This window comes from Stappia indica, assembly GCF_020177335.1.
Taxonomy (GTDB): domain Bacteria; phylum Pseudomonadota; class Alphaproteobacteria; order Rhizobiales; family Stappiaceae; genus Stappia; species Stappia indica_B.
This window is the reverse complement of record NZ_JAIVMG010000001.1, coordinates 194,480-216,925: the sequence shown is the minus strand read 5'-3', so window position 1 is coordinate 216,925 and position 22,446 is coordinate 194,480. Positions and strand designations below refer to the sequence as shown.

General features: G+C 61.9%; 18 protein-coding genes and 2 pseudogenes. 7 read left to right on the top strand and 13 right to left on the bottom strand.

The annotated features are described in order from the left end of the window. Nucleotides 1-34: 34 nt before the first annotated feature. Both sufB and LC062_RS00915 read right to left on the bottom strand, forming a co-directional pair. Nucleotides 35-1,507 (bottom strand): Fe-S cluster assembly protein SufB, encoded by a 1,473-nt coding sequence (sufB, locus tag LC062_RS00920; protein ID WP_224909160.1) that lies wholly within the window; start codon nucleotides 1,505-1,507, stop codon nucleotides 35-37. A 96-nt stretch (nucleotides 1,508-1,603) separates the two neighbouring features. Next, nucleotides 1,604-2,782 (bottom strand): cysteine desulfurase family protein, encoded by a 1,179-nt coding sequence (locus LC062_RS00915; RefSeq protein WP_224909159.1) that lies wholly within the window; start codon nucleotides 2,780-2,782, stop codon nucleotides 1,604-1,606. Nucleotides 2,783-3,226: 444 nt separating this feature from the next. Between LC062_RS00915 and LC062_RS00910 the strand changes: the two genes are divergently transcribed. Next, complete coding sequence (locus tag LC062_RS00910) at nucleotides 3,227-3,883, top strand: alpha/beta hydrolase (RefSeq protein ID WP_181761485.1); 657 nt, start codon at nucleotides 3,227-3,229, stop codon at nucleotides 3,881-3,883. A 188-nt stretch (nucleotides 3,884-4,071) separates the two neighbouring features. On the opposite strand, the gene LC062_RS00905 is transcribed toward LC062_RS00910, so the two are convergent. Then, entirely contained in the window at nucleotides 4,072-4,458 is a 387-nt protein-coding gene (locus tag LC062_RS00905; RefSeq protein WP_224909158.1) for an NADH:ubiquinone oxidoreductase subunit NDUFA12, read from the bottom strand. 185 nt (nucleotides 4,459-4,643) lie between these two features. Further along, complete coding sequence (locus LC062_RS00900) at nucleotides 4,644-5,360, bottom strand: response regulator (RefSeq protein WP_224909762.1); 717 nt, start codon at nucleotides 5,358-5,360, stop codon at nucleotides 4,644-4,646. 840 nt (nucleotides 5,361-6,200) lie between these two features. Between LC062_RS00900 and LC062_RS00895 the strand changes: the two genes are divergently transcribed. Both LC062_RS00895 and LC062_RS00890 read left to right on the top strand, forming a co-directional pair. Continuing rightward, nucleotides 6,201-9,932: a vitamin B12-dependent ribonucleotide reductase gene (locus LC062_RS00895; RefSeq protein WP_224909157.1), complete on the top strand. Its 3,732-nt coding sequence runs from the start codon at nucleotides 6,201-6,203 to the stop codon at nucleotides 9,930-9,932. A 328-nt stretch (nucleotides 9,933-10,260) separates the two neighbouring features. Next, nucleotides 10,261-11,002, top strand: a pseudogene (locus LC062_RS00890) (IS5 family transposase). A gap of 9 nt (nucleotides 11,003-11,011) precedes the next feature. Here the strand turns inward: LC062_RS00890 and LC062_RS00885 are convergent. From LC062_RS00885 to LC062_RS00875, 3 genes are read right to left on the bottom strand one after another with little or no spacing between them, the layout of a single operon-like run. Next, a complete protein-coding gene (locus LC062_RS00885) occupies nucleotides 11,012-12,358 on the bottom strand; it encodes a TRAP transporter large permease (RefSeq protein WP_224909156.1) in 1,347 nt (448 codons plus the stop codon). Beyond that, complete coding sequence (locus LC062_RS00880) at nucleotides 12,355-12,882, bottom strand: TRAP transporter small permease subunit (RefSeq protein ID WP_224909155.1); 528 nt, start codon at nucleotides 12,880-12,882, stop codon at nucleotides 12,355-12,357. Before LC062_RS00880 ends, LC062_RS00885 begins: the two co-directional genes overlap by 4 nt. Before the next feature lie 18 nt (nucleotides 12,883-12,900). Then, complete coding sequence (locus LC062_RS00875; RefSeq protein WP_224909154.1) at nucleotides 12,901-13,944, bottom strand: TRAP transporter substrate-binding protein; 1,044 nt, start codon at nucleotides 13,942-13,944, stop codon at nucleotides 12,901-12,903. A gap of 161 nt (nucleotides 13,945-14,105) precedes the next feature. On the opposite strand from LC062_RS00875, the gene LC062_RS00870 reads away from it, so the two are divergent. Next, a complete protein-coding gene (locus tag LC062_RS00870) occupies nucleotides 14,106-14,816 on the top strand; it encodes an SDR family NAD(P)-dependent oxidoreductase (protein ID WP_224909153.1) in 711 nt (236 codons plus the stop codon). A 50-nt stretch (nucleotides 14,817-14,866) separates the two neighbouring features. On the opposite strand, the gene LC062_RS00865 is transcribed toward LC062_RS00870, so the two are convergent. Next, nucleotides 14,867-15,367, bottom strand: coding sequence for a winged helix DNA-binding protein (locus tag LC062_RS00865; RefSeq protein ID WP_224909152.1), 501 nt, complete (start codon nucleotides 15,365-15,367; stop codon nucleotides 14,867-14,869). Between the two features lie 43 nt (nucleotides 15,368-15,410). On the opposite strand from LC062_RS00865, the gene LC062_RS00860 reads away from it, so the two are divergent. From LC062_RS00860 to LC062_RS00850, 3 genes are read left to right on the top strand one after another with little or no spacing between them, the layout of a single operon-like run. Beyond that, nucleotides 15,411-17,081 carry an AMP-binding protein gene (locus tag LC062_RS00860; RefSeq protein ID WP_224909151.1) on the top strand — a complete coding sequence of 557 codons (1,671 nt, stop codon included), beginning with the start codon at nucleotides 15,411-15,413 and terminating at the stop codon, nucleotides 17,079-17,081. After that, nucleotides 17,078-18,244, top strand: coding sequence for a thiolase family protein (locus tag LC062_RS00855; protein ID WP_224909150.1), 1,167 nt, complete (start codon nucleotides 17,078-17,080; stop codon nucleotides 18,242-18,244). The genes LC062_RS00860 and LC062_RS00855 overlap by 4 nt, the downstream gene beginning before the upstream one ends. Continuing rightward, nucleotides 18,241-19,290, top strand: a complete 1,050-nt coding sequence (locus tag LC062_RS00850; protein ID WP_224909149.1) for a zinc ribbon domain-containing protein — start codon at nucleotides 18,241-18,243, stop codon at nucleotides 19,288-19,290. The genes LC062_RS00855 and LC062_RS00850 overlap by 4 nt, the downstream gene beginning before the upstream one ends. Here LC062_RS00850 and LC062_RS00845 read toward each other — a convergent pair. The 5 genes and pseudogenes from LC062_RS00845 to LC062_RS00825 form a co-directional block, all read right to left on the bottom strand. Beyond that, a complete protein-coding gene (locus tag LC062_RS00845; protein ID WP_263625384.1) occupies nucleotides 19,287-19,415 on the bottom strand; it encodes a hypothetical protein in 129 nt (42 codons plus the stop codon). The genes LC062_RS00850 and LC062_RS00845 overlap by 4 nt on opposite strands. A gap of 134 nt (nucleotides 19,416-19,549) precedes the next feature. Further along, nucleotides 19,550-19,774: pseudogene (locus tag LC062_RS00840) on the bottom strand (transposase); the annotation flags it as partial. Nucleotides 19,775-19,996: 222 nt separating this feature from the next. After that, nucleotides 19,997-20,701 carry an RraA family protein gene (locus tag LC062_RS00835; protein ID WP_224909148.1) on the bottom strand — a complete coding sequence of 235 codons (705 nt, stop codon included), beginning with the start codon at nucleotides 20,699-20,701 and terminating at the stop codon, nucleotides 19,997-19,999. After that, nucleotides 20,698-21,396, bottom strand: a complete 699-nt coding sequence (locus LC062_RS00830; RefSeq protein ID WP_224909147.1) for an alpha/beta fold hydrolase — start codon at nucleotides 21,394-21,396, stop codon at nucleotides 20,698-20,700. Before LC062_RS00830 ends, LC062_RS00835 begins: the two co-directional genes overlap by 4 nt. A 64-nt stretch (nucleotides 21,397-21,460) precedes the next feature. Further along, nucleotides 21,461-22,420, bottom strand: coding sequence for a cupin domain-containing protein (locus LC062_RS00825; protein WP_224909146.1), 960 nt, complete (start codon nucleotides 22,418-22,420; stop codon nucleotides 21,461-21,463). Nucleotides 22,421-22,446: the final 26 nt, after the last annotated feature.

The window sequence follows — 22,446 nt, the reverse complement described above, 5'->3', positions numbered from 1 at the left end:
GTGATTTGGGTGTCGAACAGGCGGTGCGGCGGGCTTAGCCCACCGACCCCTCGAGCGAGATCGAGATCAGCTTCTGGGCCTCGACGGCAAACTCCATCGGAAGCTGCTGGATCACATCCTTGACGAAGCCGTTGACGATCAGGGCAACCGCCTCCTCGCCGGACAGACCGCGCTGCTGGCAATAGAACATCTGATCGTCGGAGATCTTCGAGGTGGTCGCCTCGTGCTCGAACACCGCTGTCGCGTTCTTCGATTCGATGTAGGGCACCGTATGCGCACCGCAGTCCTGCCCGATCAGCAGGCTGTCGCACTGGGTGAAGTTGCGCGCGTTCGATGCCTTGCGATGGGCGGATACCAGCCCACGATAGGTGTTCTGCGAGCGTCCGGCGGAAATGCCCTTGGAGATGATGCGGCTGGAGGTGTTCTTGCCCAGATGCATCATCTTGGTGCCGCTGTCGATCTGCTGGCAGCCGTTCGACACGGCAATCGAGTAGAACTCACCGCGCGAATTGTCGCCGCGCAGGATGCAGGACGGGTACTTCCAGGTGATCGCCGACCCGGTTTCCACCTGGGTCCAGGAGATCTTGGAGTTCTTGCCCCGGCAATCGCCGCGCTTGGTGACGAAGTTGTAGATGCCGCCCTTGCCCTCGGAATCACCGGGGTACCAGTTCTGCACCGTCGAGTACTTGATCTCCGCGTCATCCAGCGCGATCAGCTCGACCACCGCCGCATGAAGCTGGTTTTCGTCGCGCTGCGGCGCCGTGCAGCCTTCCAGATAGGAGACATAGGCGCCCTTGTCGGCGATGATCAGCGTGCGCTCGAACTGGCCGGTGTTCTGCTCGTTGATGCGGAAGTAGGTGGACAGCTCCATCGGGCAGCGCACGCCCTCCGGCACGTAGACGAAGGAGCCGTCGGTAAAGACCGCCGAGTTCAGCGTCGCGTAGAAATTGTCCGTGACCGGAACCACCGTGCCCAGGTACTTGCGCACCAGCTCCGGATGCTCGCGCATCGCCTCGGAAATCGAGCAGAAGATGACGCCGGCCTTCTTCAGCTCTTCCTTGAAGGTCGTGACCACCGACACGCTGTCGAACACCGCATCCACCGCGACCCGGTTCTTCGGCTCGACACCGGCGAGGATTTCCTGCTCGCGCAGCGGGATACCCAGCTTCTCGTAGGTCTCCAGCAGCTCCGGATCGACCTCGTCGAGGCTCTTCGGACCGGCGGCCGTCTTCGGCGCGGAATAGTAATAGATGTCATTGAAGTCGATGGGCGGATACTCGACCCGGGCCCAGGTCGGCTCGGTCATGGTCAACCAGCGACGATAGGCATCCAGCCGCCATTCCAGCATCCATTCCGGCTCGTCCTTCTTGGCCGAGATGAAGCGGATGATGTCCTCGTTCAGCCCTTTCGGCGCCTTGTCGGACTCAATGTCGGTGAAGAAACCGTACTTGTACTGGTCGACGTCGATCGACCGGACGCGGTCGATCGTCTCCTGAACTGCAGGCATTCGTGTCTCCATCCACTGCGGTGTCAAGGACCGCGGGTTGTCACACCTTGTCCGGGACGCCCATCGGTGCCCCGTCCATTGAAAGTGGCGGCTCCATCAGGCGGCGCGACCTGCGCCCGCCTCCCGGATCCGCCGGGAAATCCGCTGCCAGGCAGCGAGAAACGTTTCAATCTCCGCAGCCGTGGTCTCCGCCCCCAGGCTGATGCGGATCGCGCAGCGCGCCAGATCCCGGGGCACCCCCATCGCCAGCAGCACCGGCGATGCCGACACCTTGCCGCTGGAACAGGCAGACCCGGAAGAGACCGCAATCCCCTCCATGTCGAGGGCGATCAGTGCCGTTTCAGCGGCAACACCCGGCACGGCGAAGCAACAGGTGTTCGGCAGCCGCGCCACATCCGCGCCAAACCGGATCGTGTCGTTCCATATATGGCAAAGACCCCGCTCCAGACCATCCCGGAGACGCGTAATTTCGTCGCAAGCGTCAAGCTCGCCAAGCGCCGCATCCGCCGCAACGCCAAATCCGGCGATGGCAAGGGTGTTTTCCGTACCGGCCCGGCGCCAGCCTTCCTGCCCGCCGCCGCGCAGAAGCGGTCGCGGACCGGTCTGTTCATCGCGCAGCACCAGCGCCCCCGCCCCCTGCGGCCCGCCGATCTTGTGCGCCGACAGCGCCATCGACGCCGCGCCCCAGGCCGTCATATCGAGCGAAATCCGCCCGGCGGCCTGCACCGCATCCACGTGCAAGAGACAGTCGCTGCCCGCCAGCGCCTCACCAATCCGCTCCAGCGGCTGCAAGACGCCGGTCTCGTTATTGGCGGCCATGACGCTGACAAGCGGAAGTTCGCCATCTTCCTGGAGATAGGCGAGACGCCGCGCCAATGCGCCAACGTCCACACGCCCAGACGCATCCACCGGGATCGTCTCGATCGCCTCTGCCGGGAACCGGCCACCCGACGTAACGGATGGATGCTCGGTCGCCCCGACCAGAAGACGGGTGAACCTGCGCTCCACACCGTCCAGCTTCCAGTCAGGAGACAACGCGGTAACGTTTGCCTCGGTAGCGCCGGAGGTGAAGGTAACGTGTTGCGCAGGCATGCCGGCCAGCCGGCCAACCGCCGCACGGGCGCTCTCGATGCGCGCCCGGGCGACCCGCCCGGGACCATGCACGGAAGAGGCATTGCCCCGCTCGGCAAGCAACTCGCGAACGGCATCGACCACGCAAGCACGCATCGGCGCGCTTGCATTGTAGTCGAGATAGATCGCCGTCTTCGCCGCCATCACCTGTTCCGACCCCTGCCCGTCCTTTATCTACCATCAATTCCGATGATCGAGGCGGCCCGGCCTCACCTTTCCGCCATGCAATCCTTGCAATTCTTCGTGGAGATCGGGATAAGACATCCCTATATATCACGAAGACCCATTCTTATGGGGCGATCCACGGAACCTTACGGGACGAGCAAATGCATCGCGCCGCCGAGTTTCGAACGATTCTAAAGAAGGTTCTATGAACTGGGCGCGGACGAGTCAAGGCAAGCCTACGCGAAACTGCTTATGCGCAGAACGCGACGCATGGGCCCATCACGACACTCCCCGCTCAACCAAGCAATGAAGGCCTCGCCTTAACGCTCAGTTTCAAAACTGGTTTTCGTGGACAGATGTCGGCCTTCCGCATGGTGGGCCGGAGAATAAGAAGGAAGCTAACCCCCATGCACGAGGTGGTCCATGCCTGAAGTGATTTTCAATGGTCCGGCCGGCCGGATCGAAGGCCGATTTCAGCCGGCGAAATCGCGAACGGCGCCCATCGCCCTGATCCTGCATCTGCATCCGCAGTTTGGCGGGACGATGAACAACCAGATCGTCTATCAGCTCTACTACATGTTCGCGAAGCGCGGCTTCGCGGTGCTGCGCTTCAACTTCCGGGGCGTCGGCCGCAGTCAGGGCACATTCGATCACGGCCAGGGCGAATTGTCGGATGCCGCCGCCGCGCTCGACTGGGTGCAGAGCGTGCACCCGGATGCGCGCGCCTGCTGGATCGCCGGCTTCTCCTTCGGCGCCTGGATCGGCATGCAGCTCCTGATGCGCCGCCCGGAGGTGGAAGGCTTCATCTCCGCCGCGCCGCCGGCGAACCTGCACGACTTCTCCTTCCTCGCCCCTTGCCCGTCTTCCGGGCTGATCATCCATGGCGATGCGGACAAGGTCGTGCCCCCCAAGGATGTCCAGAATCTCGTCGACAAGCTGAAGACGCAGAAGGGAATCGTCATCGATCAGAAGACGATTCCCGGCGCCAACCACTTCTTCGAGAACCACATGGACACCTTGATGGAGGAATGCGGCTCCTATCTGGACCGCAGGCTCGGCGTGACGACGGAAGTCGCCTGATCCAAAGGCCCCTCATCACCGATCGCGTAAAAGGCCCGCTCAAGCGGGCCTTTTTCATGCCCGCCCCGCGCGCGCCGACCTTTTTCGCCAAACCGCACGGGCCAAAAAGAAAGGCCCGCTTGCGGCGGGCCTTACATCCAATTCTCACAGAGCGGGAAGCCCTCGCCTCCCGGACGGCGCAAGGCGCCTCAGTTGCCCGGCGTCCAGGCTTCGTAGTCGCCGGTCACCTCGGGGCGCTTGCTCGTCGCCAGGATCGAGCCCTTCGGGCGGTAGGCAGCGGCCGTGCCGGTCATGTTGGGACGATGCGGCGCCTGCCAGTCCCGCGCGGTGTAGCTCTCCTCGGTCGGCGGCGTGTCAACACGGTGGTGCATCCAGCCGTGCCAGCCCGGGGGAATCATCGAGGCCTCGGCCAGATCCTTGTAGATCACCCAGCGCTTCTTGCCGCCGCGCTCGCGATAGTAGCTATTGCCGAACTCGTCCTGACCGACGAATTCACCCTTGCGCCACGTGAAGAAACGGGTACCCCAGGTGGCGCTGTTCCACCAGGTGAAGAACTGAAGAAGCAGGGTTTTCATCTGATCGAGGGTTCCGGTTTGATGACGCGCCGGTTCGCCGCGCCGGGAATGCCATTTTTCGGGACCGGGCACCCGTCAGGCGCGCGCAGGCCGAAATTCGGCGCGACTATGCCCCGACGGCCGCCCGATGTCCAGCCATCCGATGGCGGCAGTCCCCGGCCGGGTTGCGACCGATGCGCCCGCCCCTACGCTCGACCAGGCCCGCTCTGCGCAGTGGCCTGGTCGCCCAGTGCCTTAGAAGGAGCGGGCCTTGCCACATCGAGGGCAACACCGCTGCGCGCATCCACCAGCGCCGCCAGCGGCTCCGGTGCCGGCAATCGCGGGGCGCGCGACAGCGCCCCATCGCGCGCGCCGGCGGCGGACGGTCGGTCCTTGCCCAGGTCCACCACCTTGCTCGCCCCCATCTGCCGCCATTTCCGCGCCTTGGCATCCAGGCTGGCCGCCACCCCGTCGATGACGTAGCGGCCGTCTTCGGCAAACACCAGCGGCCGTGGATCATGCAGGGTCCAGATCAGCCGCTCATATAGAGAGGCCGGCGACAGCGGCTTGACCAGGATGTTCTGCGCCCCCGCACGCAGCACCCTGTCGATCAGCGTGCGAGTCCCATGAGCTGTGACAAAAATAATTGGCAAGAAGCAGAGAGGCGCCAACCGGCGCTGGCGCATGAGGCGCAGCAGACCCAGGCCCGACATCGGCTTCATGCGCCAATCGGTGATGACCAGGTTCGGCGGATCGATCCGCATGACATCCAGCGCCGCTTGCGCCGAATCGAACGTGCGCACCCGGCGAACGCGAAAGCTCAGCAGAATCGACCGAAGAATGGTCTGCATCGGCTTGGAATCGTCAACGACGACCACATCGAGGTCGGTGATATCGAGCCCATAGGCATAGTGCCGTGTCATCCGCGCCACCGCATCATCCCGCGCACAACCTGCGCAAGCACCATGAAAACATACACGCCCTACAATTCATTTGCCCCGCAGCAGGCAATTCTTCGCGAGTTTTCTTAAAAATTGATGTGGCCCGATGGTACCATGCGCTGCCGGATATGATTCTGGCCCTCTCGGCGGACTGGAAATCCTCGCCATCAACGGCGCTGAGGGCGTGGCGGCCCTCTGCACGGCAAAGCGCGCCCCCCCTGCATCCCGCCGCAAACCTTCGCGGCGACAAGCCTGACGGGGTGGGACGCGGCGGATACGGGCCTGCGCCGGGCTGGGCAACGGCACCGTGAGCGCGACGCGAGGGCACTGTTTTTTTCGGCCAATCCTCGTTATCCACATGCGCAGCTCCACACACCCACTAGACATTGTGGATCATTCTTGCAGCCCCCCCAATAGCTAGCTCTCAGCGCTTGACGCTGGCGGACGATTCACCCTACCTTCGAAGCGTCAGGAACATCGTAACAAGGTTGGGGCAGACGCCCCGCGTCCTCTTCATCGGGAAGCCGGATCAGTGTGCCCGTCACGAACGCAAACCGTTCGCGGCGAAGGCGTTTCCGCGTCTTGATGCATCGATATATCGTGACAAGAATCACACGATGCACTATATTTAGTGTTCATCCACATAGACGGAAGTCGCGCGGCCTGCGCGAAAGACAAACAACAGGGTAGTGATCAGCGACCCTCCCGTGCCTGCGGCGCGGGCAGGATCGTGGCGGTCTGGCCGTCACTGCCGACATGCGGGTTCACCGCGATCGCTCACGACTGGCCGGGCGGGTCAGATGCACGTAAAGGGGCTCCAGGATGAAGATCGAACGGCGTTACACCAAGGATGGGCAGTCGCCCTACGCCGAGATCGCGTTTCGCAACGCGACGAGCGAAATCCGCAATCCGGATGGCTCCATCGTCTTCCGTCTGGAGAACATCGAGGTGCCGGCGCAGTTCTCGCAGGTCGCCTCCGACATTCTGGCGCAGAAATATTTCCGCAAGGCTGGCGTCCCGGCCAAGCTGAAGCCGGTTGAGGAGAACACGGTTCCCTCCTGGCTGTGGCGGCACCAGGCCGATCTCGACGCGCTGGAAGCTCTGCCCGAGGACGAGCGCTACGGCTCGGAGATGGATGCCCGCCAGGTGTTCGACCGTCTGGCCGGAACCTGGACCTATTGGGGCTGGAAGGGCGGCTATTTCGACAGCGAAGCCGATGCCCAGGCGTTTTACGACGAGCTGCGCTACATGCTGGCGACCCAGAAGGTGGCGCCGAACAGCCCGCAATGGTTCAACACCGGCCTGCACTGGGCCTATGGCATCGACGGTCCGAGCCAGGGGCATTTCTACGTCGACTTCCAGACCGGCGAGCTGACCCGCTCGGCCACCGCCTATGAGCACCCCCAGCCCCACGCCTGTTTCATCCAGTCGGTCGAGGACGATCTCGTCAACGACAACGGCATCATGGACCTGTGGGTACGCGAAGCGCGGCTGTTCAAATACGGCTCCGGCACCGGCTCCAACTTCTCCCGCGTGCGCGGCGAAGGTGAAAAGCTCTCCGGCGGCGGCAAGTCCTCCGGCCTGATGAGCTTCCTGAAGATCGGCGACCGCGCCGCCGGCGCCATCAAGTCCGGCGGCACCACCCGCCGCGCCGCCAAGATGGTGGTGGTCGACATCGACCATCCGGACGTCGAGGACTACGTGAACTGGAAGGTGCGCGAGGAACAGAAGGTCGCGGCCCTCGTCACGGGCTCGAAGATCTGCCAGAAGCACCTCACCGCGATCATGCGCGCCTGCGTCAATTGCGAAGGCACGGACGGCGATTGCTTCGACCCGGCTAAGAACCCGGCCTTGAAGCGGGAAATCCGCGCCGCCAAGAAGATGATGGTGCCGGAGAATTACATCCAGCGCGTCATCCAGTTCGCGCGCCAGGGCTTCACCAGGATCGAATTCCCGACCTACAACACCGACTGGGATTCCGAAGCCTACCTCACCGTTTCCGGCCAGAACTCCAACAACTCGGTGCGGGTCACCGACGGTTTCCTCACCGCCGTGCTGGAAGATGGCGAATGGGACCTGACCGCCCGCAAGGACGGCCGCGTTACCAAGACGCTGAAGGCGCGTGAGCTGTGGGAGCAGATCGGCTACGCCGCCTGGGCCTCCGCCGATCCGGGGATCCAGTACCACACCACCATCAACGACTGGCACACCTGCCCGGCCTCCGGCGAGATCCGCGCCTCCAACCCGTGCTCGGAATACATGTTCCTCGATGACACGGCCTGCAACCTGGCGTCGCTGAACCTGCTGCAGTTCCGCCAGGATGACCGGTCGGTCGACATCGACAGCTACGAGCACGCCGTGCGGCTGTGGACCATCGTGCTGGAAGTGTCCGTGCTGATGGCCCAGTTCCCGTCGAAGGAGATCGCCGAGCGGTCCTACCGCTACCGCACCCTCGGCCTTGGCTATGCCAACATCGGTGGCCTGCTGATGACCTCCGGTATTCCCTACGATTCCCCCGAGGGCCGCGCCATCTGCGGTGCGCTCTCGGCGATTATGACCGGCGTGTCCTATGCCACCAGCGCCGAAATGGCCGGCGAACTCGGTGCCTTCCCCGGCTATGCCGACAATGCCGAGCACATGCTGCGGGTGATGCGCAACCACCGCCGTGCCGCCTATGGCGAAACGGACGGCTACGAGGCGCTGAACACCACGCCGGTGCCGCTCGATCACGCCTCCTGCCCCGACGCCGCCCTGGTGGAGCGGGCACAGGCGGCCTGGGACCGGGCGCTGGAGCTTGGCGAACAGCACGGCTACCGCAACGCCCAGGCAACGGTGATCGCCCCCACCGGCACGATCGGCCTGGTGATGGACTGCGACACCACCGGCATCGAGCCCGATTTCGCACTGGTGAAGTTCAAGAAGCTGGCCGGCGGCGGCTACTTCAAGATCATCAACCGCGCGGTTCCGGAAGCCTTGTCCGCGCTTGGCTATTCGGAAAGCGAGATCGCCGAGATCGAGGCCTATGCGGTCGGTCACGGCACCCTCGACCAGGCACCGGCGATCAACCCGGGCACCCTGCGGGCCAAGGGCTTTGACGATGAGGCACTTGAAAAGGTCAAGGGCGCGCTGAAGTCGGCCTTCGACATCAAGTTCGTCTTCAACCGCTGGACCCTTGGCGAAGCGTTCCTGACCGGTGCGCTGAACGTGCCGGCGGACAAGCTCGACGACGTGGATTTCGACCTGCTGTCGTTCCTTGGCTATTCCAAGGCCGATATCGAGGCGGCAAACACCCATGTCTGCGGCGCGATGACGCTGGAGGGCGCTCCCTTCCTCAAGGAAGAGCATTATCCGGTGTTTGATTGCGCCAACCCGTGCGGACGCATCGGCAAGCGTTTCCTGTCGGTGGAAAGCCACATCCGCATGATGGCGGCGGCGCAGCCGTTCATTTCCGGCGCGATCTCCAAGACGATCAACATGCCGAACGACGCGACGGTGGCCGACTGCACCGAAGCCTACATGCTGTCCTGGCGCCTGGCGCTGAAGGCCAATGCGCTGTACCGCGATGGTTCCAAGCTGTCGCAGCCGCTGAATTCGCAGCTTCTGGCCGATGATGCGGACGATGAGGAGGATGCGGTCGAGACGCTGATGGCCCAGCCGCAGGCGGCCCGCGCGGAAAAGATCGCCGAGAAGATCGTCGAGCGGATCGTCGAACGGGTGGTGGAACGGCCGGTGCGCGAGCGCGAGAAGATGCCGGACCGGCGCAAGGGCTACACCCAGAAGGCGCGCGTTGGCGGTCACAAGGTGTATCTCACCACCGGCGAATACCGCGATGGCCGGCTGGGCGAGATTTTCATCGACATGCACAAGGAAGGCGCCGCCTTCCGCTCGCTTATGAACAACTTCGCCATCGCCATTTCTCTCGGCCTGCAATACGGCGTGCCGCTGGAGGAATATGTCGACGCCTTCACCTTCACACGCTTCGAACCGGCGGGCATGGTGCAGGGCAACGAGGCGATCAAGAACGCGACCTCGATCCTTGACTACATCTTCCGCGAGTTGGCGGTCTCCTATCTCGACCGTCACGATCTGGCGCATGTGCCGCCGGAGGCCATCGGCAGCACGGTGATCAGTTCCGGCCAGAACGAGACCCGCAGCAGCGATGGCGCCCATGACGGCGTCGTCTCCAAGGGTCTGGTGCGTGGCCAGACCGAGCGCTTCCGCCTGGTCAGCAATCCGGACGAGCCGGCCGGCGCGCTTGGCGGCGCACAGACCACCGGCACCAGCGGCGGAAGCGCCAAGGCCGGCACGCCGATTCAGGCGCGCGCGGGCGGTCTTGCCACCGCCTTCAAGCGGGACGTGGCGGCGGAAGAAGCACCCGAGGCCGAGGTCGGCACGGCGACCCCTGCCCCCGCCAATCAGGCGCAGCAGATCGCTCAGGCCCGGATGAAGGGCTACGAGGGGGAAAGCTGTGCCGAATGCGGCAATTTCACCATGGTGCGCAACGGCACCTGCCTGAAATGTGACACCTGCGGCTCCACCAGCGGCTGCAGCTAAGCCGCCCACCGGCTTGTTGTTGTCCCGAGTCGCATAGGATGGCCAATTTAGGCCAATAAGCGGCTCAAACGGCCCTGAAACGAAAGAACCCGCCCATCGGAGACGATCGGGCGGGTTTTCTCATTCCAAATTCAATGAGGTTCCCTCAACCTCCCCCTCACCTGCGCCTCGACGAACTGAAAGACCTGGACCATCGCGTTCGTATCGAGCGCGCAGTAGTCCAAGAGCGCCTTTTGAAGCTTGGCCCACTTGTCTAGGCTTCAGACCCATAAAATACCTATGCAAATCATTTGATTTCTGATTCAAACTCCTGAGCAGGGGCTTGGTGATGTCTGATCGGTATTTCTGGCTTAGCGAAGAGCAGTTTTTGAGGTTGCGACCGTTGTTGCCGACCAATACGCGGGACAAGGCCCGTGTCGATGACCGGCGGGTGATCAGCGGCATCATTCATGTCTTGAAGTCTGGTGGTCGCTGGGTCGATGCGCCGGACGTCTATGGCCCCAGGAAACCCCTTTACAACCGCTTCGTCCGCTGGTCCGAAAAGGGTGCCTGGACCAGGATATTCGACACGCTGTCCCAAACCGGTGATCCGGCGCTTGAAGTGATGATCGACAGAACGGCTGTTCGGGCGCATCGGGTTGCCCATGGTGACAAAGGGGGGCTCAAGCCCATGCCCTGGGCCGAGCTCGTGGTGGTCCGGAAACCAAAATCCACGCCCTGAGCGACAACAAAGGCCGGCCAATCGCCTTTCATCTCACCGGTGCCAATATCTCCGACTTCACCGGAGCAGAGGCTCTTTTGCCGCTGGCTCCGGAAAAAGGAGTACTGCATGGCGACAAGGGCTATGACAGTGACCGTATCCGCAGGACCATAGAGGCGCGAGGATCTCTGCCAAACATCCCATCGCGGAAAGCATGGAAATGGAAAAGCTGTTTCTCGCCATACCCTTACAAGGGGAAAAACGTCATCGAACGGATGTTCGGCAGGTTCAAGGAGTTTCGCAGGATCGCAACGCCAACAACTTTCTGTCGGCCATCTGCCTCGCGGCAACAGTCTGCTACTGGTTATGAGTCTGAAGCCTAGTAAGCAACGCTTGGCAGCCAGAGAGCGATCTGTGGAAATAGCCCTACTGCCAGCAGTCCGGTCAACTGCAGGATCACAAAAGGTACGACGCCGCGATAGATCTGGCGGGTTGTCACGTTGGCTGGCGCGACGCTTTTCACATAGAACAGCGCCATGCCCACCGGCGGTGTCAGGAACGAAGTCTGCAGACAGATCGCCAGCAGAATCGCGACCCAGACCGGGTCATAACCGAGCGAAACGATCACCGGCACGGTCAACGGAGCAACGATCAGGATGATTTCCATCCAGTCGAGCACGAAACCGAGCGCGAAGACCGTTGCCAGAACCAGCATCAGGATTGACAGGCGGGACCAGCCCAGCCCAGTGAGCAGTTCTTCGACAAGCGCATCACCGCCATATCCGCGCAACACCACCGAGAAACAGGTCGCGCCGAAGATGATTCCAAACAGAAAGGCAACGGTTTTTGCGGTCGCGATGCAGGCTTCGTAGAGAACTCCCGGCGTCAGTGTCCGGTTCGCCAGGCAGATCAGCGTTGCTCCCAGTGCACCCAGCCCCGAGGCTTCGGTCGGGGAGGCAATGCCGAAGAAAATCGACCCTAGCACCAGCACCATCAGAACCATCGGCGGAAACAGTGCGGCAATGACGTCCCTTAAGGCGGCAAGGTCAAACTTTCCGGCATCGGGTGACGGTGGTGCCTTGTGCGGCTGCAACAACGAGACGGTGACCAGATAGGCAACGTATAGCGTTGCCAGCAGGACGCCGGGAAATACTGCGGCCATGAACAGGTCGCCGACAGAAAGCCGTAACTGGTCGCCCATGACGATCAGCATGATCGAGGGAGGGATCAGGATGCCCAGGCAGCCTGAGGCTGCCACGGTGCCCAGTCCGAGAGGCATGTCGTAACCCGCCTTTCGCAGCGCCGGCAATGCGACCGTCGCCAGCAGAACCACGGATGCGCCGATAATCCCGGTGGATGCGGCCAGGATGACCCCGATCACCACGACAGAAATCCCAAGACTTCCGGGTGTCCGGCCAAGGCTGCGCGCCATTGCATCGAGCAGGCGCTCGGCCACGCCCGACCGGTCGAGCATGAATCCTAAGAATACGAACAGTGCCATCGGGATCAACGAGTAATTGGTCAGCGCGCTGAAGATCCGGTCATTGGCAAAGCCGATGAAATTGACCCCCGCAAAGACGTCTATGCCGAGATATGGGAGAACTTCGCCAAGCAGGGCAAACAGAACGCCCACTCCGCCGAGCACGAAGGCCACGGGAAAGCCGGCGAACAGGCCGATGGCAAAGGTGGCGAACATCGCCAGAACCAGCAGAGCATCTGTTGTCACTTCCGGTCTCCTGATGCATTGGCCCTGATGATCTGCACCGCCCGTATCAGCGAAGCGAGTGACTGTGCCGCCAGTAGCGCAAACCCTGAAAAAAGTAACAATCTGACCAGATAACGTGCAGGTAGCCCGCTGGGCATCGGCGATCCTTCCCCGATCTTCCAGGAATAGGCAAAGCTGTTCCAGCTGAACCACATGATGCCAATGGTGAAGGGCAGCAGCAAAAGCATGATGCCGATCACTTCGACCCATGCCTTGCGGGTAGCGCTCCACCCGTCTCGCAGCACATCGACGCGCACGTGGGCGTCATGTCGGTAGGCGTAGCCAAGGCAGAGCATGATGGTCACGGCATTGAGATGCCATTGCAGTTCTTCCAGCTCTACTAGGCCGAGACCAAACCCATAGCGCAGCACCACATTTCCGACCACCACAAGGATCAGAAGGGGTAGAAAAAGCGCTCCGATGATGCCCGCGGCCTCGGTGACCCGTTCAATGGAACGAGGCAGCCAATCCAGAATTTTATCCATCAGCCGCCCCTTTCGTCTTTACTTCTGAACAGCAGCCCAGCTTGTGGCACTGTCGCGGTAGGCTTGGAGCGAATTCCAGGCACGAGCGAAGTTTTCATCCTTTGCCGACTGTTCCTGCATCACTTCTTCGGTCGCAGTCTGGAAGCCAGCCAGAACCTCTGCGGGAAACTGACGGATTTCGACCCCATTGGCCTTAAACGCATCAATGGCTTCAGCATTTTCCACATACGTCGATGTCAGACCCCACAGCATCGTTTCGCGACAGGTCAGCTCGATTAGGTTCTGCTGACCCTCCGACATCGAATGCCACTTGGCCTTGTTGATGATCAGTTCGTTGATCGCGGCAGGTTGATGCCAGCCCGGCAGGTAGTAGTTCTTGACGATCTGGTCGAAGCCGATCTGCTTGTCGATGGTGGGCATCGAGAATTCGGTACCGTCGATGACACCGCGTTCAAGGTTGGGGAAAATGTCTCCACCCGACAACAGGACAACGGAGACGCCCATCTTTTTCATCACCTCCCCGGCCAGGCCGGCGAAACGCAGCTTGAGACCCTTGAGGTCTTCAACACTGCTGATCTCTGTCTTGTACCAACCGCCGGCTTCCTGGGCCATCAGGCCGCAAGGAACCGTAACGACACCCTGCTCGGCGTAGATTTCACGCCAGATATCAAGTCCACCGCCATTGTAGATCCAGCCGACATATCCCATCGCGTCGGGACCAAAGGGCACGCCGCCAAACAGTTGAACGGCCGGGAACTTACCCGCGACATAGAGCGGTGACGTGTAACCCGCATCGAGCGTGCCGTTGCGCACTGCATCGAAGATTTCCAGCGACGGCACCAGCGCACCGGCGTTCATCAAACGGACCTTGATCTGGCCGCCGGAGGCCTCGTTGATCGCGTCGGCGAAGTGCTTTGCATCTCGCCCGCTTGCCGGCAACGTCAGCGGCCAGGCGCTCTGTACAGTCAGGCTGGCAGTATCGGCTTGCGCTGTGCCGACAAACGTGGCGCCCAACGCTGCAGCGACCCCGAGCGCCAGGCTCCGCAAAAGTGATGACCTCATTGTTTCAACTCCTCCGACTTGAAAATGACCCCGCCTTCAATCACCAGAAAACAGAATGCTCCTCACTCCAGACCAGCAATATAACATAAATCGTGCTTTAAAAAGGCTATTTTTTAACAAAAAATACATCTAATGTGCCGGGGAATTGGGAGGTTCAAAACATGCGATCAGTCTTTATCTCGGGCGTGGCAGGCGGCTTTGGCGGCGCAATCGCTGCGGCACTGGCCGCTGATGGCATGGCCATATTCGGATCGGACACACATGCGAGCGAAGAGATCTGCCGCACGGACGTCACCGATGAGGCTCAGGTCAAGGCGGCGTTCGATCAGGCGGAAGCCCTGAACGGCCCGGTGTCTGTTCTTGTGACCTGTGCCGGTATCATGCCTTCGGGCACAGAGTCGGTGCGAATTCCAGACATGACGGTCGAGGAATGGGACAGTGTTTTTGCTGTTAACACCCGTGGCACCTTCTTGTGCCTGCGCGAATTCCTGCGCCGCCGCGAGCAAGCCCCCCTGCACGGGGCAACGGCTGTGCTGATGTCTTCGGCCGCGGCACAACTGGGCGGATACCGCGGCAGTGCATCCTACGTGGCATCAAAGGCAGCTTTGTTGGGTCTCACCAAGATAGCTGCCCGCGAAGGTGCGGCCTATGGCGTGACGGTCAACTGCGTGGCCGCTGGACCTGTGAGAACCCCGATGCTGGAGGCTGCCACAACACCGGAAAGTGTCGCGGCGCTGTCCGCACGGATCCCTCTGGGCAAGATAGGAACCACCGATGATATCGCCGCAGCCGTGCTCTATCTGGTCAGCCCCGGTGCGCGCTGGGTCACCGGGACCACCATGGATGTCAACGGGGGCTATCGCATGCAATGAAGGGCCATGTTGTCGATGCGAAAAGTGCAATCGGGATGCTTGGCAACCGGTCAGTCCTGATCGTGGCGCAACAGCAGGTCGCCGGACTGATCATATATTCCGGTCATCACGTGCATCAGCGCGACCATGTTTTCAAGATCGAACGCGTCTTGAGGCAATTGCTTGAAAAGCCGCAGAAGCGTTTCCCGGCGCTTCTTCTTGTAGGCGAGAACAACCGCCTTTCCGGATTCGGAAATTACGTAGTTCGTTGTCTTGCGCGAGGTGCCACGCTTTTCGATCAGCTCAATCTGCAACAGCTTCTTCAGTCCGTATTGAAGATTGGGAAGGTCATCCCGATGCAGAAGGCGGCTGATGTCCATCAGGCCCTTGGCGGTGTCATTCATTTCCACCGCATGCAGGATCGAGGTTTCCGACCCGCTGAGGCCGAGATCGCTGACCGCCGCAAAACAATCACGCCGCCAGCGCGAGAACGCAGAGCCGAGATGCCACAGAGCATATTCAAATCCGGCGAGGATTTCTTCGTCCGAGCGTTTCGGTGTCTGTGTCGACATGATCGGGCCCTCCATTCAAAAACCAACATGGCGATACCAGAATATGGATGAAGAACAAGTCACCCCGTCGTTTGAAGGCAGGTTCATGGACTGTCGGAGCGTTGCCGGGCTGCTGAAACAGCAGGCTGTGGCCTTTGCTGATCATGACATGCTCGTGCTTCCTCAATCGGTGCAGGCGCTGTGGCCCGCCGAACCTGCCTGCCTGCGCTACGCCGAGATGCAGGCCGCCGTCGGCAGCCTGTCGGAACAGTATGTAGCGGCCGGATACGGTGCCGGCGACCGCATTGCGCTGCTTCTGGAAAACCGGCCCGCGCATTTCCTGCACTGGTTGGCGCTGAATGCGATTGCGGCAAGTGTTGTCCCTGTAAACCCGCAGGCCAGCGCCGACGAACTGAGCTATCTTTTGTCTCACAGCGAGGCTCGCCTTTTGGTGCGCTTGCCCGATTATGCTGCCCGCACCGACACGGTTGCGGCAGAACTGAATCTTGCCTGCTGCGCCCCGGACGATAGCATCCCGCCGCGCGCAATGGCCAATCAGCCAGGTGTGCCAGCCCTGCATTCCGAATGCGCGCTGATCTACACCTCCGGCACCACCGGAAGACCCAAGGGTTGCATCCTTTCAAACCGGTATTTCCTGAACTGGGCCGATTGGTACAGCAGCCAGGATGGATTGATCGCATTGCGTCCGGGTCAGGAACGGTTGCTGACCCCGCTGCCCACCTTCCATGTCAACGCGATGGGGCACTCCTTCATGGGGATGCTGTCATGCGGCGGCGCGCAGATCATCGTCGACCGGTTCCATCCGCGTAGCTGGTGGCAGGATGCCGTCCAGACTGAAGCCACCTGTTTCCATTACCTCGGCGTGATGCCGGCAATACTGCACGAGCTGCCCGAAACCGAGTTCGAACATAGCCATCAAATGCGCTTTGGGCTCGGCGGCGGCGTACATCCCGATCATCATGCCAGATTCGAAAAACGCTTCGGCGTTCCCTTGCTGGAAGGCTGGGCCATGACTGAAACCGGTGGCGCTGGAACCTTGTGCGATACAACCGAGCCACGCCATGTCGGACAACGCTGCATCGGCCGGCCAGACCGGCCTGGCCCGCCTTTGGAAGTACGACTGGTCGGCGACGATGGTGTAGAGGTTGCAGAAAGAGAGGCTGGCGAGTTGCTGTTGCGGGCCCCCGGACCGGATCCGCGGCTTGGCTTTTTCAGTGGCTATCTGAAGGACGAGGCCGCGACCGAGGCGGCCTGGAGCGGCGGATGGCTGCATACCGGCGACGTGGTGCGGCAGGACGAAAGCGGCGCGCTGTTTTTTGTCGAGCGCAAGAAGAACATCATTCGGCGATCTGGCGAGAACATCGCCGCAGCCGAGGTCGAGGCGGCCATCGCGTCGCTGCCGGAAGTGTCGGCAATTGCCGTAGTGGCGACAGATGATCCTCTGCGGGAGCAGGAAGTGCTGGCGGTGGTGGTGCCAACCGACAGCCAACAGGCCGCGGAGCAACTGGCGGATCGCATATTTGCCTATTGCGCAGTACATCTCGCCTATTTCAAGGTGCCCGGTTACATCGCTTTCGTTAGTGCCCTACCCACCACATCCACACAGAAAGTCCAGAAGGCGTCACTGAAGCCACTGGCAGACGATCCGTTCAGTGCTGACGCATGCTTCGACCTGCGCGACCGCAAAAAAGCCTTGCGGCAGGCGCCAGCATGAGCGCACGCGGCTATGACGATATCGTTCTGACGGTTCCGGTATCGGTCCCCTATCAGCGGTATTCCAACGACAGCGCTGCGGCCTTCTTTGCTCGGGCACTGCGCGGGCTGCTCGGTGGAGCCGGCATCGCCAAGGACCGGGTTGACGGCGTGTGCATCTCCAGTTTCACCCTGACGCCCGACAGCGGCATTGGACTGGCCCATGCCCTCGGCCTGGAGCTGGGTTGGCTAGACTCGATATTCCTAGGCGGTGCCAGCGCGATTGCCGCAATTAGACGGGCGGCTGCGGCGGTGCAAGGTGGAGACGCCACGATCGTGGCCTGCATGGGGGCCGACACCAATACGCCAACCGGTTTCCGCGAGAACACGGCCCGGTTTTCACAAGCTTCACAGGACGCGGTCTACCCCTACGGGGCCGGTGGCCCGAACCAGAGCTTTGCCTTCCTGACCGATCACTATATGCGCCGCTACGGCGCTCGCGCCGAGGATTTCGGCCGCCTTTGCATTGCCCAACGTCGCAACGGTCTCAACAATCCCCGCGCCATGATCCGCAAGGAACTGACGATGGATGCCTATCTGACAGCGCGCCCGATTGCCGGGCCACTACGCCTGTTCGATTGCGTCATGCCCTGCGCCGGCGCCGAGGCGTTTCTGGTGATGCGCCGGCAAGAGGCAGAGCGGCTGGACCTAGCCCATTGCGTCCTTCTTGCCTCCTCCGAGCGCCACAACAGCTTTCCGGATGATCCGGTGCAGGACAGGGCCGGATGGGCGCTGGATGCCGATCGCCTGTTTGCAACAGCTAGGATTGAAAGAACCGGGATCGACTGCTTTCAGACCTATGACGACTATCCGGTGATCAGCTTCCTGCAACTCGAGGATTTTGGCTTCTGCGAAAAGGGAGCTGCTGCCGGATTTGTCGCGTCGCACGACTTGGGCTTCGGCGGAGACTTTCCGGTCAACACCGGAGGCGGGCAATTGTCTTCAGGACAGGCAGGCTTTGCCGGCGGCTTCCTCGGCGTCACCGAAACACTGCGCCAGTTGACCGGGACTGCCGAGGGTCATCAGGTTCCAGACGCGAGCATCGGACTGGTGTCCGGCTTCGGCATGATCGTCTACGATCGCGGTTTGAGCTGTGGCGCCGCAATTCTGGCGGCGGCACGATGAAGCGCATCTTCGCCATTCCGCCCCGCCTGAGAAGCCGCGCCGCACTTGGCATGACCGGTCCTGCCGCCATTGGTCGCTTTGCGCTTCAGGTCTGCGATGATTGCTCCACCGTGCAATACCCACCACAGGAGTTCTGCCGGCAATGCCTCTCCTCCGCTCTGGTCTGGCGTGAGCAGACCCGTCAAGCCGCAGTGCTGGCCGAAGCCTCGGTCTATCACAGTCTCGAACCGGCTTTTTCTGGCCCGACTGCTCCGCACACGGGGCTGGTCAGGCACAATTCTGGCGTGGTCCTCGTGGCGTTTCTTAAGGACAACTGCTGCGTCGGCAATACAGTCCATCTGTCTTACGTTTTTGCGCCCGGCGGCAGCGTCGTGGTGCAGGCGGCCCCTCCCGCCGCTGACAAGGAAAAGGTCTCCGCCATGACCATAACGCCCCGTCCGCTTGCCGGGCTGAATTGTTACCTGACAGACAGTGAAAACCCGCTCGGGCAGGCCTGCAAGTCCGCTTTGCTGGATGCAGGTGCAGCAAATGTCTGGGGCCCCAGTTCACGAGAGGCGGATGACAGTAAGGTAGAGCTGGTTGTTGAAACCAACTGGTATGCCGACACCTATGGGGGCACCTCTTTGGGGCAACGCATGGAGGCACATCTGGAATTGGCAGAGCGCTTTACGCCTATTCTGCCAGACCGAAAGTGCACTTGGGTTTTTGCTCTCTCCTTCGCTGCGCTGTCGGCTTACCCCGACCAGCCGCGACATTCGGCTCAGATGGCAGCAGCACAAGCTCTGGCGATTTCCCTGCGCGCAAAGCTATTGAATCAAGGAGCGAGGCTGGTTGTGGCCTATCCGGCGAAGCTTGATATTGAAGAGCACCAATCCATTGAGGGAAGCACGCTTTCCTGGCCCAGCCTTGCTTCCGCTCTGGTCACTGCGCTTCAAAATGGTCACGAAGACGTTTACCCCGATCCGCAATCCCGCCTCTGGCTGGAGCGCCTGACAAAGGATCGGAAAGCGCTGGAACGGGAAATGGCGATGTCTCCCGCGCCCTAGGCCGCGTTGACAAAAGAGGAGAACCAGAGCCTCACGGCAGCAAGGCATAGGAAGCCGAGGAAGGATCTGGCGGTTTTATCGTAGCGGGTGGCGATGCGGCGGAACTGTTTGATCCGGTTGAACATGCGCTCGATGCGGTTGCGGTCCTTGTAGGCGCGCTAGTCGCATTTCGCAGGTGTCCTGCGGTTCGACCTGGGCGGTATGACCTGGGCGGTATGACCGGCAGGATACCCTGAAGAAACAGCGCTTCGCGGATAGTGTCGCCGTCATATCCCTTGTCGGCCAGCATCAGGCGCGGTCTGCCAACCGGCATTTCCAGCAGGGGCTTGAAGGCGTTATCGTCGGAAGCCACTCCGCCAGTCAGGGCGAAGCCAAGAGGGCACCCCTGACCGTCTGAACGGGCGTGGATCTTGCTCGTAAAGCGGCCGCGGCTGCGACCAAAGCCCTCCTTGTGAGTCCCCCTTTTGCGCCGGCTGCCTGGCAATGCCCCCTGACGGATGTGCTATCGACCATGTGCTGCCAATCCTCGGTCAGCCCCATCTCGACAAGCGTTTCCAGAAGAGCAAGGGGCCTGTCTGTTCACGAAGAAGCTGGAACCCGGTCGGTTCATCTGGCCGTCGGCCGCGGACGGGACGGTATCCGACAAACCGGCAGCAAGCCAACCTGAGTCCTGATCGGCAAACGGCGCCCCAACGCTCACCGACGCTCAAGTTCTGGCCTTCTCGAACGCGCTCCAGGCTTCCTCGAAGCGGGCAAAGTCGAACCCGGGCGCGCGCGCTGCATCGAGCACGATCCGCTCGGTGGCGAGCAGCTTGTCTATTGCCGCTTCCAGCACCGGGATCACCGCCTCGGGAATTGCGACCGCGCCATGGCGGTCGGCGTGGATCAGGGCGCCCGGCCGAATCGTCAACCCGTGAACGGTCACCGGAATGTCGATCTCCGTGACATGCACGAAGCCGTGGCTGACGCCCACCGATCCGGCAACGACGGGAAACCCCTCCGGCAGGTCCCCCAGATCGCGCATCACGCCATTGGTCAACGCGCCGGCAAGACCGAAACCCTTGTGAACGGTGGTATTGATCTCGCCCCAATAGGCACCGATGCAGTTCGGATAATCGACGTCCTCGATCACCGCGACGGCTGGCATCGCCCCTTCGGCCATATAGCGATAATAGGCCATGCGGCGCTCACGCACGACCTCGGGCGCCTCCTGCGAAGGCGCCAGCGCCGCGATGCGGGCCGTGCGCGCAAAGCCCACCATGGGAGGCGCATCCGGCGCAGAAGACAGCATCGTGCCGCGCGTGAAGTCATTGAACCCGCGTTTGCCCTGCGCCACTTCGATGGCGTTGCAAACCGTGGGCGTATCGACACGCCGCAGCACATCCAGAAGCGAAGAAGACAAATTGCTCATGCTGCATCCTCCAGCCAGCGAACAAGGGCCGCTGTCGTCGTTTCGGGCTGTTCGAGAGTGGGCAGATGCCCCGCCCCCTCGATGATTTCAAACGTGCTCTGTGGCATCAGATCGTGCAGCAAATGATGCCGGGACAGCGGACACAACCGGTCGTGCCGTCCGCACAGAACCAGCGCCGGACCGGAATAGGCCCGCAAGGTCTCGGTCTGGTCACGCCGGTCGCGTAACGCCTTCGACTGCGCGGCGAAGACCCCGGGGCCGAGATCGCGCGCCATCTCCAGACACAGTGCGGCAATGCCCTTCGGATCAGTGGCGTCATGCAGATAGTTCGGGATCATCACATCGCGCATGACGGCGTCGAGACCACCCGCCCGAACCGCCTCGATCTGCGGCCCGCGCCGCGCCTTGACCTCTTCCACTTCCGCCAACGGATTGGTGTCGAGCAGCGCCAGCCGCGCCACCCTCTCCGGCGCCTGGCGAACGAGTTCCATGGCGAGAATGCCGCCCATGGACAGGCCCGCCAGCGCGAAACGCGGCGGCGCACAGGCGAGAATGTCGCCGGCCAGTCCGGCCATCGTGTCACACCCGGCAACGGGCATGGTCATCACTGGAATACGTCCGGACAATGTGGTGATCTGCGGCGCGAAAAGACGCGCGTCGCACATCATGCCGGGCAACAGAACAAGGGGCGTCATGAGACCTCCATTGGGCTGGCAGCGGCCACGCGGCGAAACCGCCGCCGCGTTGCGCACATGGCCGTCAGCCGACCCAGGTCGATCCAGCCGGGTCATCCGTGGCAGTGACACGGTAAAGGCTCGCCTCCCCCGTCATCGAGGGCGCGATGGCATGGATCTCACCTGGATTGAGCAGACAGGTGTCGCCGGGATTGAGCACGGTCTCGCCGCCCTCATGACGCAGCTTCCAGTGCCCCCGCACGGGCATAAGGACGGTGTGTTTGTCACGCGCCGCCATCTCGTCGGCGACCGATCCGCGCGTCAGGAACTCGACCTCGAACCCGGGCCGGTCCTTCAGGAGCGCATCGGGGCCGATCACCCGGGCCGGCTTGTCGGCGGCAAGAGCCATCAGGTCCCAGTAGCGCGCCACGTAGTCGCGCACGACCCTTTCCACCGGCACTTCCGGAAAGGCCTTCAGCTCTTCTTCGCTCAGGAGCGGCATCGGCGCCACACCTTCCGGCAGGGTCTCGCCCTTCTTGCTGTCGTAGAGCATGCCATTGTTGCCCAGAACGAGGCCATGCGCGCGCGCTTCCTCGATCACCTGCGGTGCCCAGGTCACGCCACCGCCGGCATCGTCGCCCCCCAGGATCGCCATGATCATTCCATAGTCTGTTCCGACATTCTCGAACCCGCGGAAAATCCCGGTGGGGATGTTGAAGATATCGCCTTCCTCGGCAATGAACTCACCGGCAGTACCGTGACGCCCCCAGAAGAAACGCCACCGCCCCTTGAGAACGAAGAACACTTCCGCCGTGGTGTGACTGTGGAGCGAGTTCCTGCACTTCGGTGGCTGTCCTGCCGCCCCGATGTTGAAGCCAGGCGTCTCGCGGATATGAACGTGCTGGTCCGGACTTTCCGAGACGCCGCCACCGATGATGGTGAAATTCTCCTTCTGATCACTGCCCGGCGTATGGGCGTCGATGAAGGCAGTCTTGCAGGGGCTCAACTCGCCATAGCGGACGATGCGCGAAGTTATATCGGACATGATGTCTCTCACTGTCTGGAAGGGAA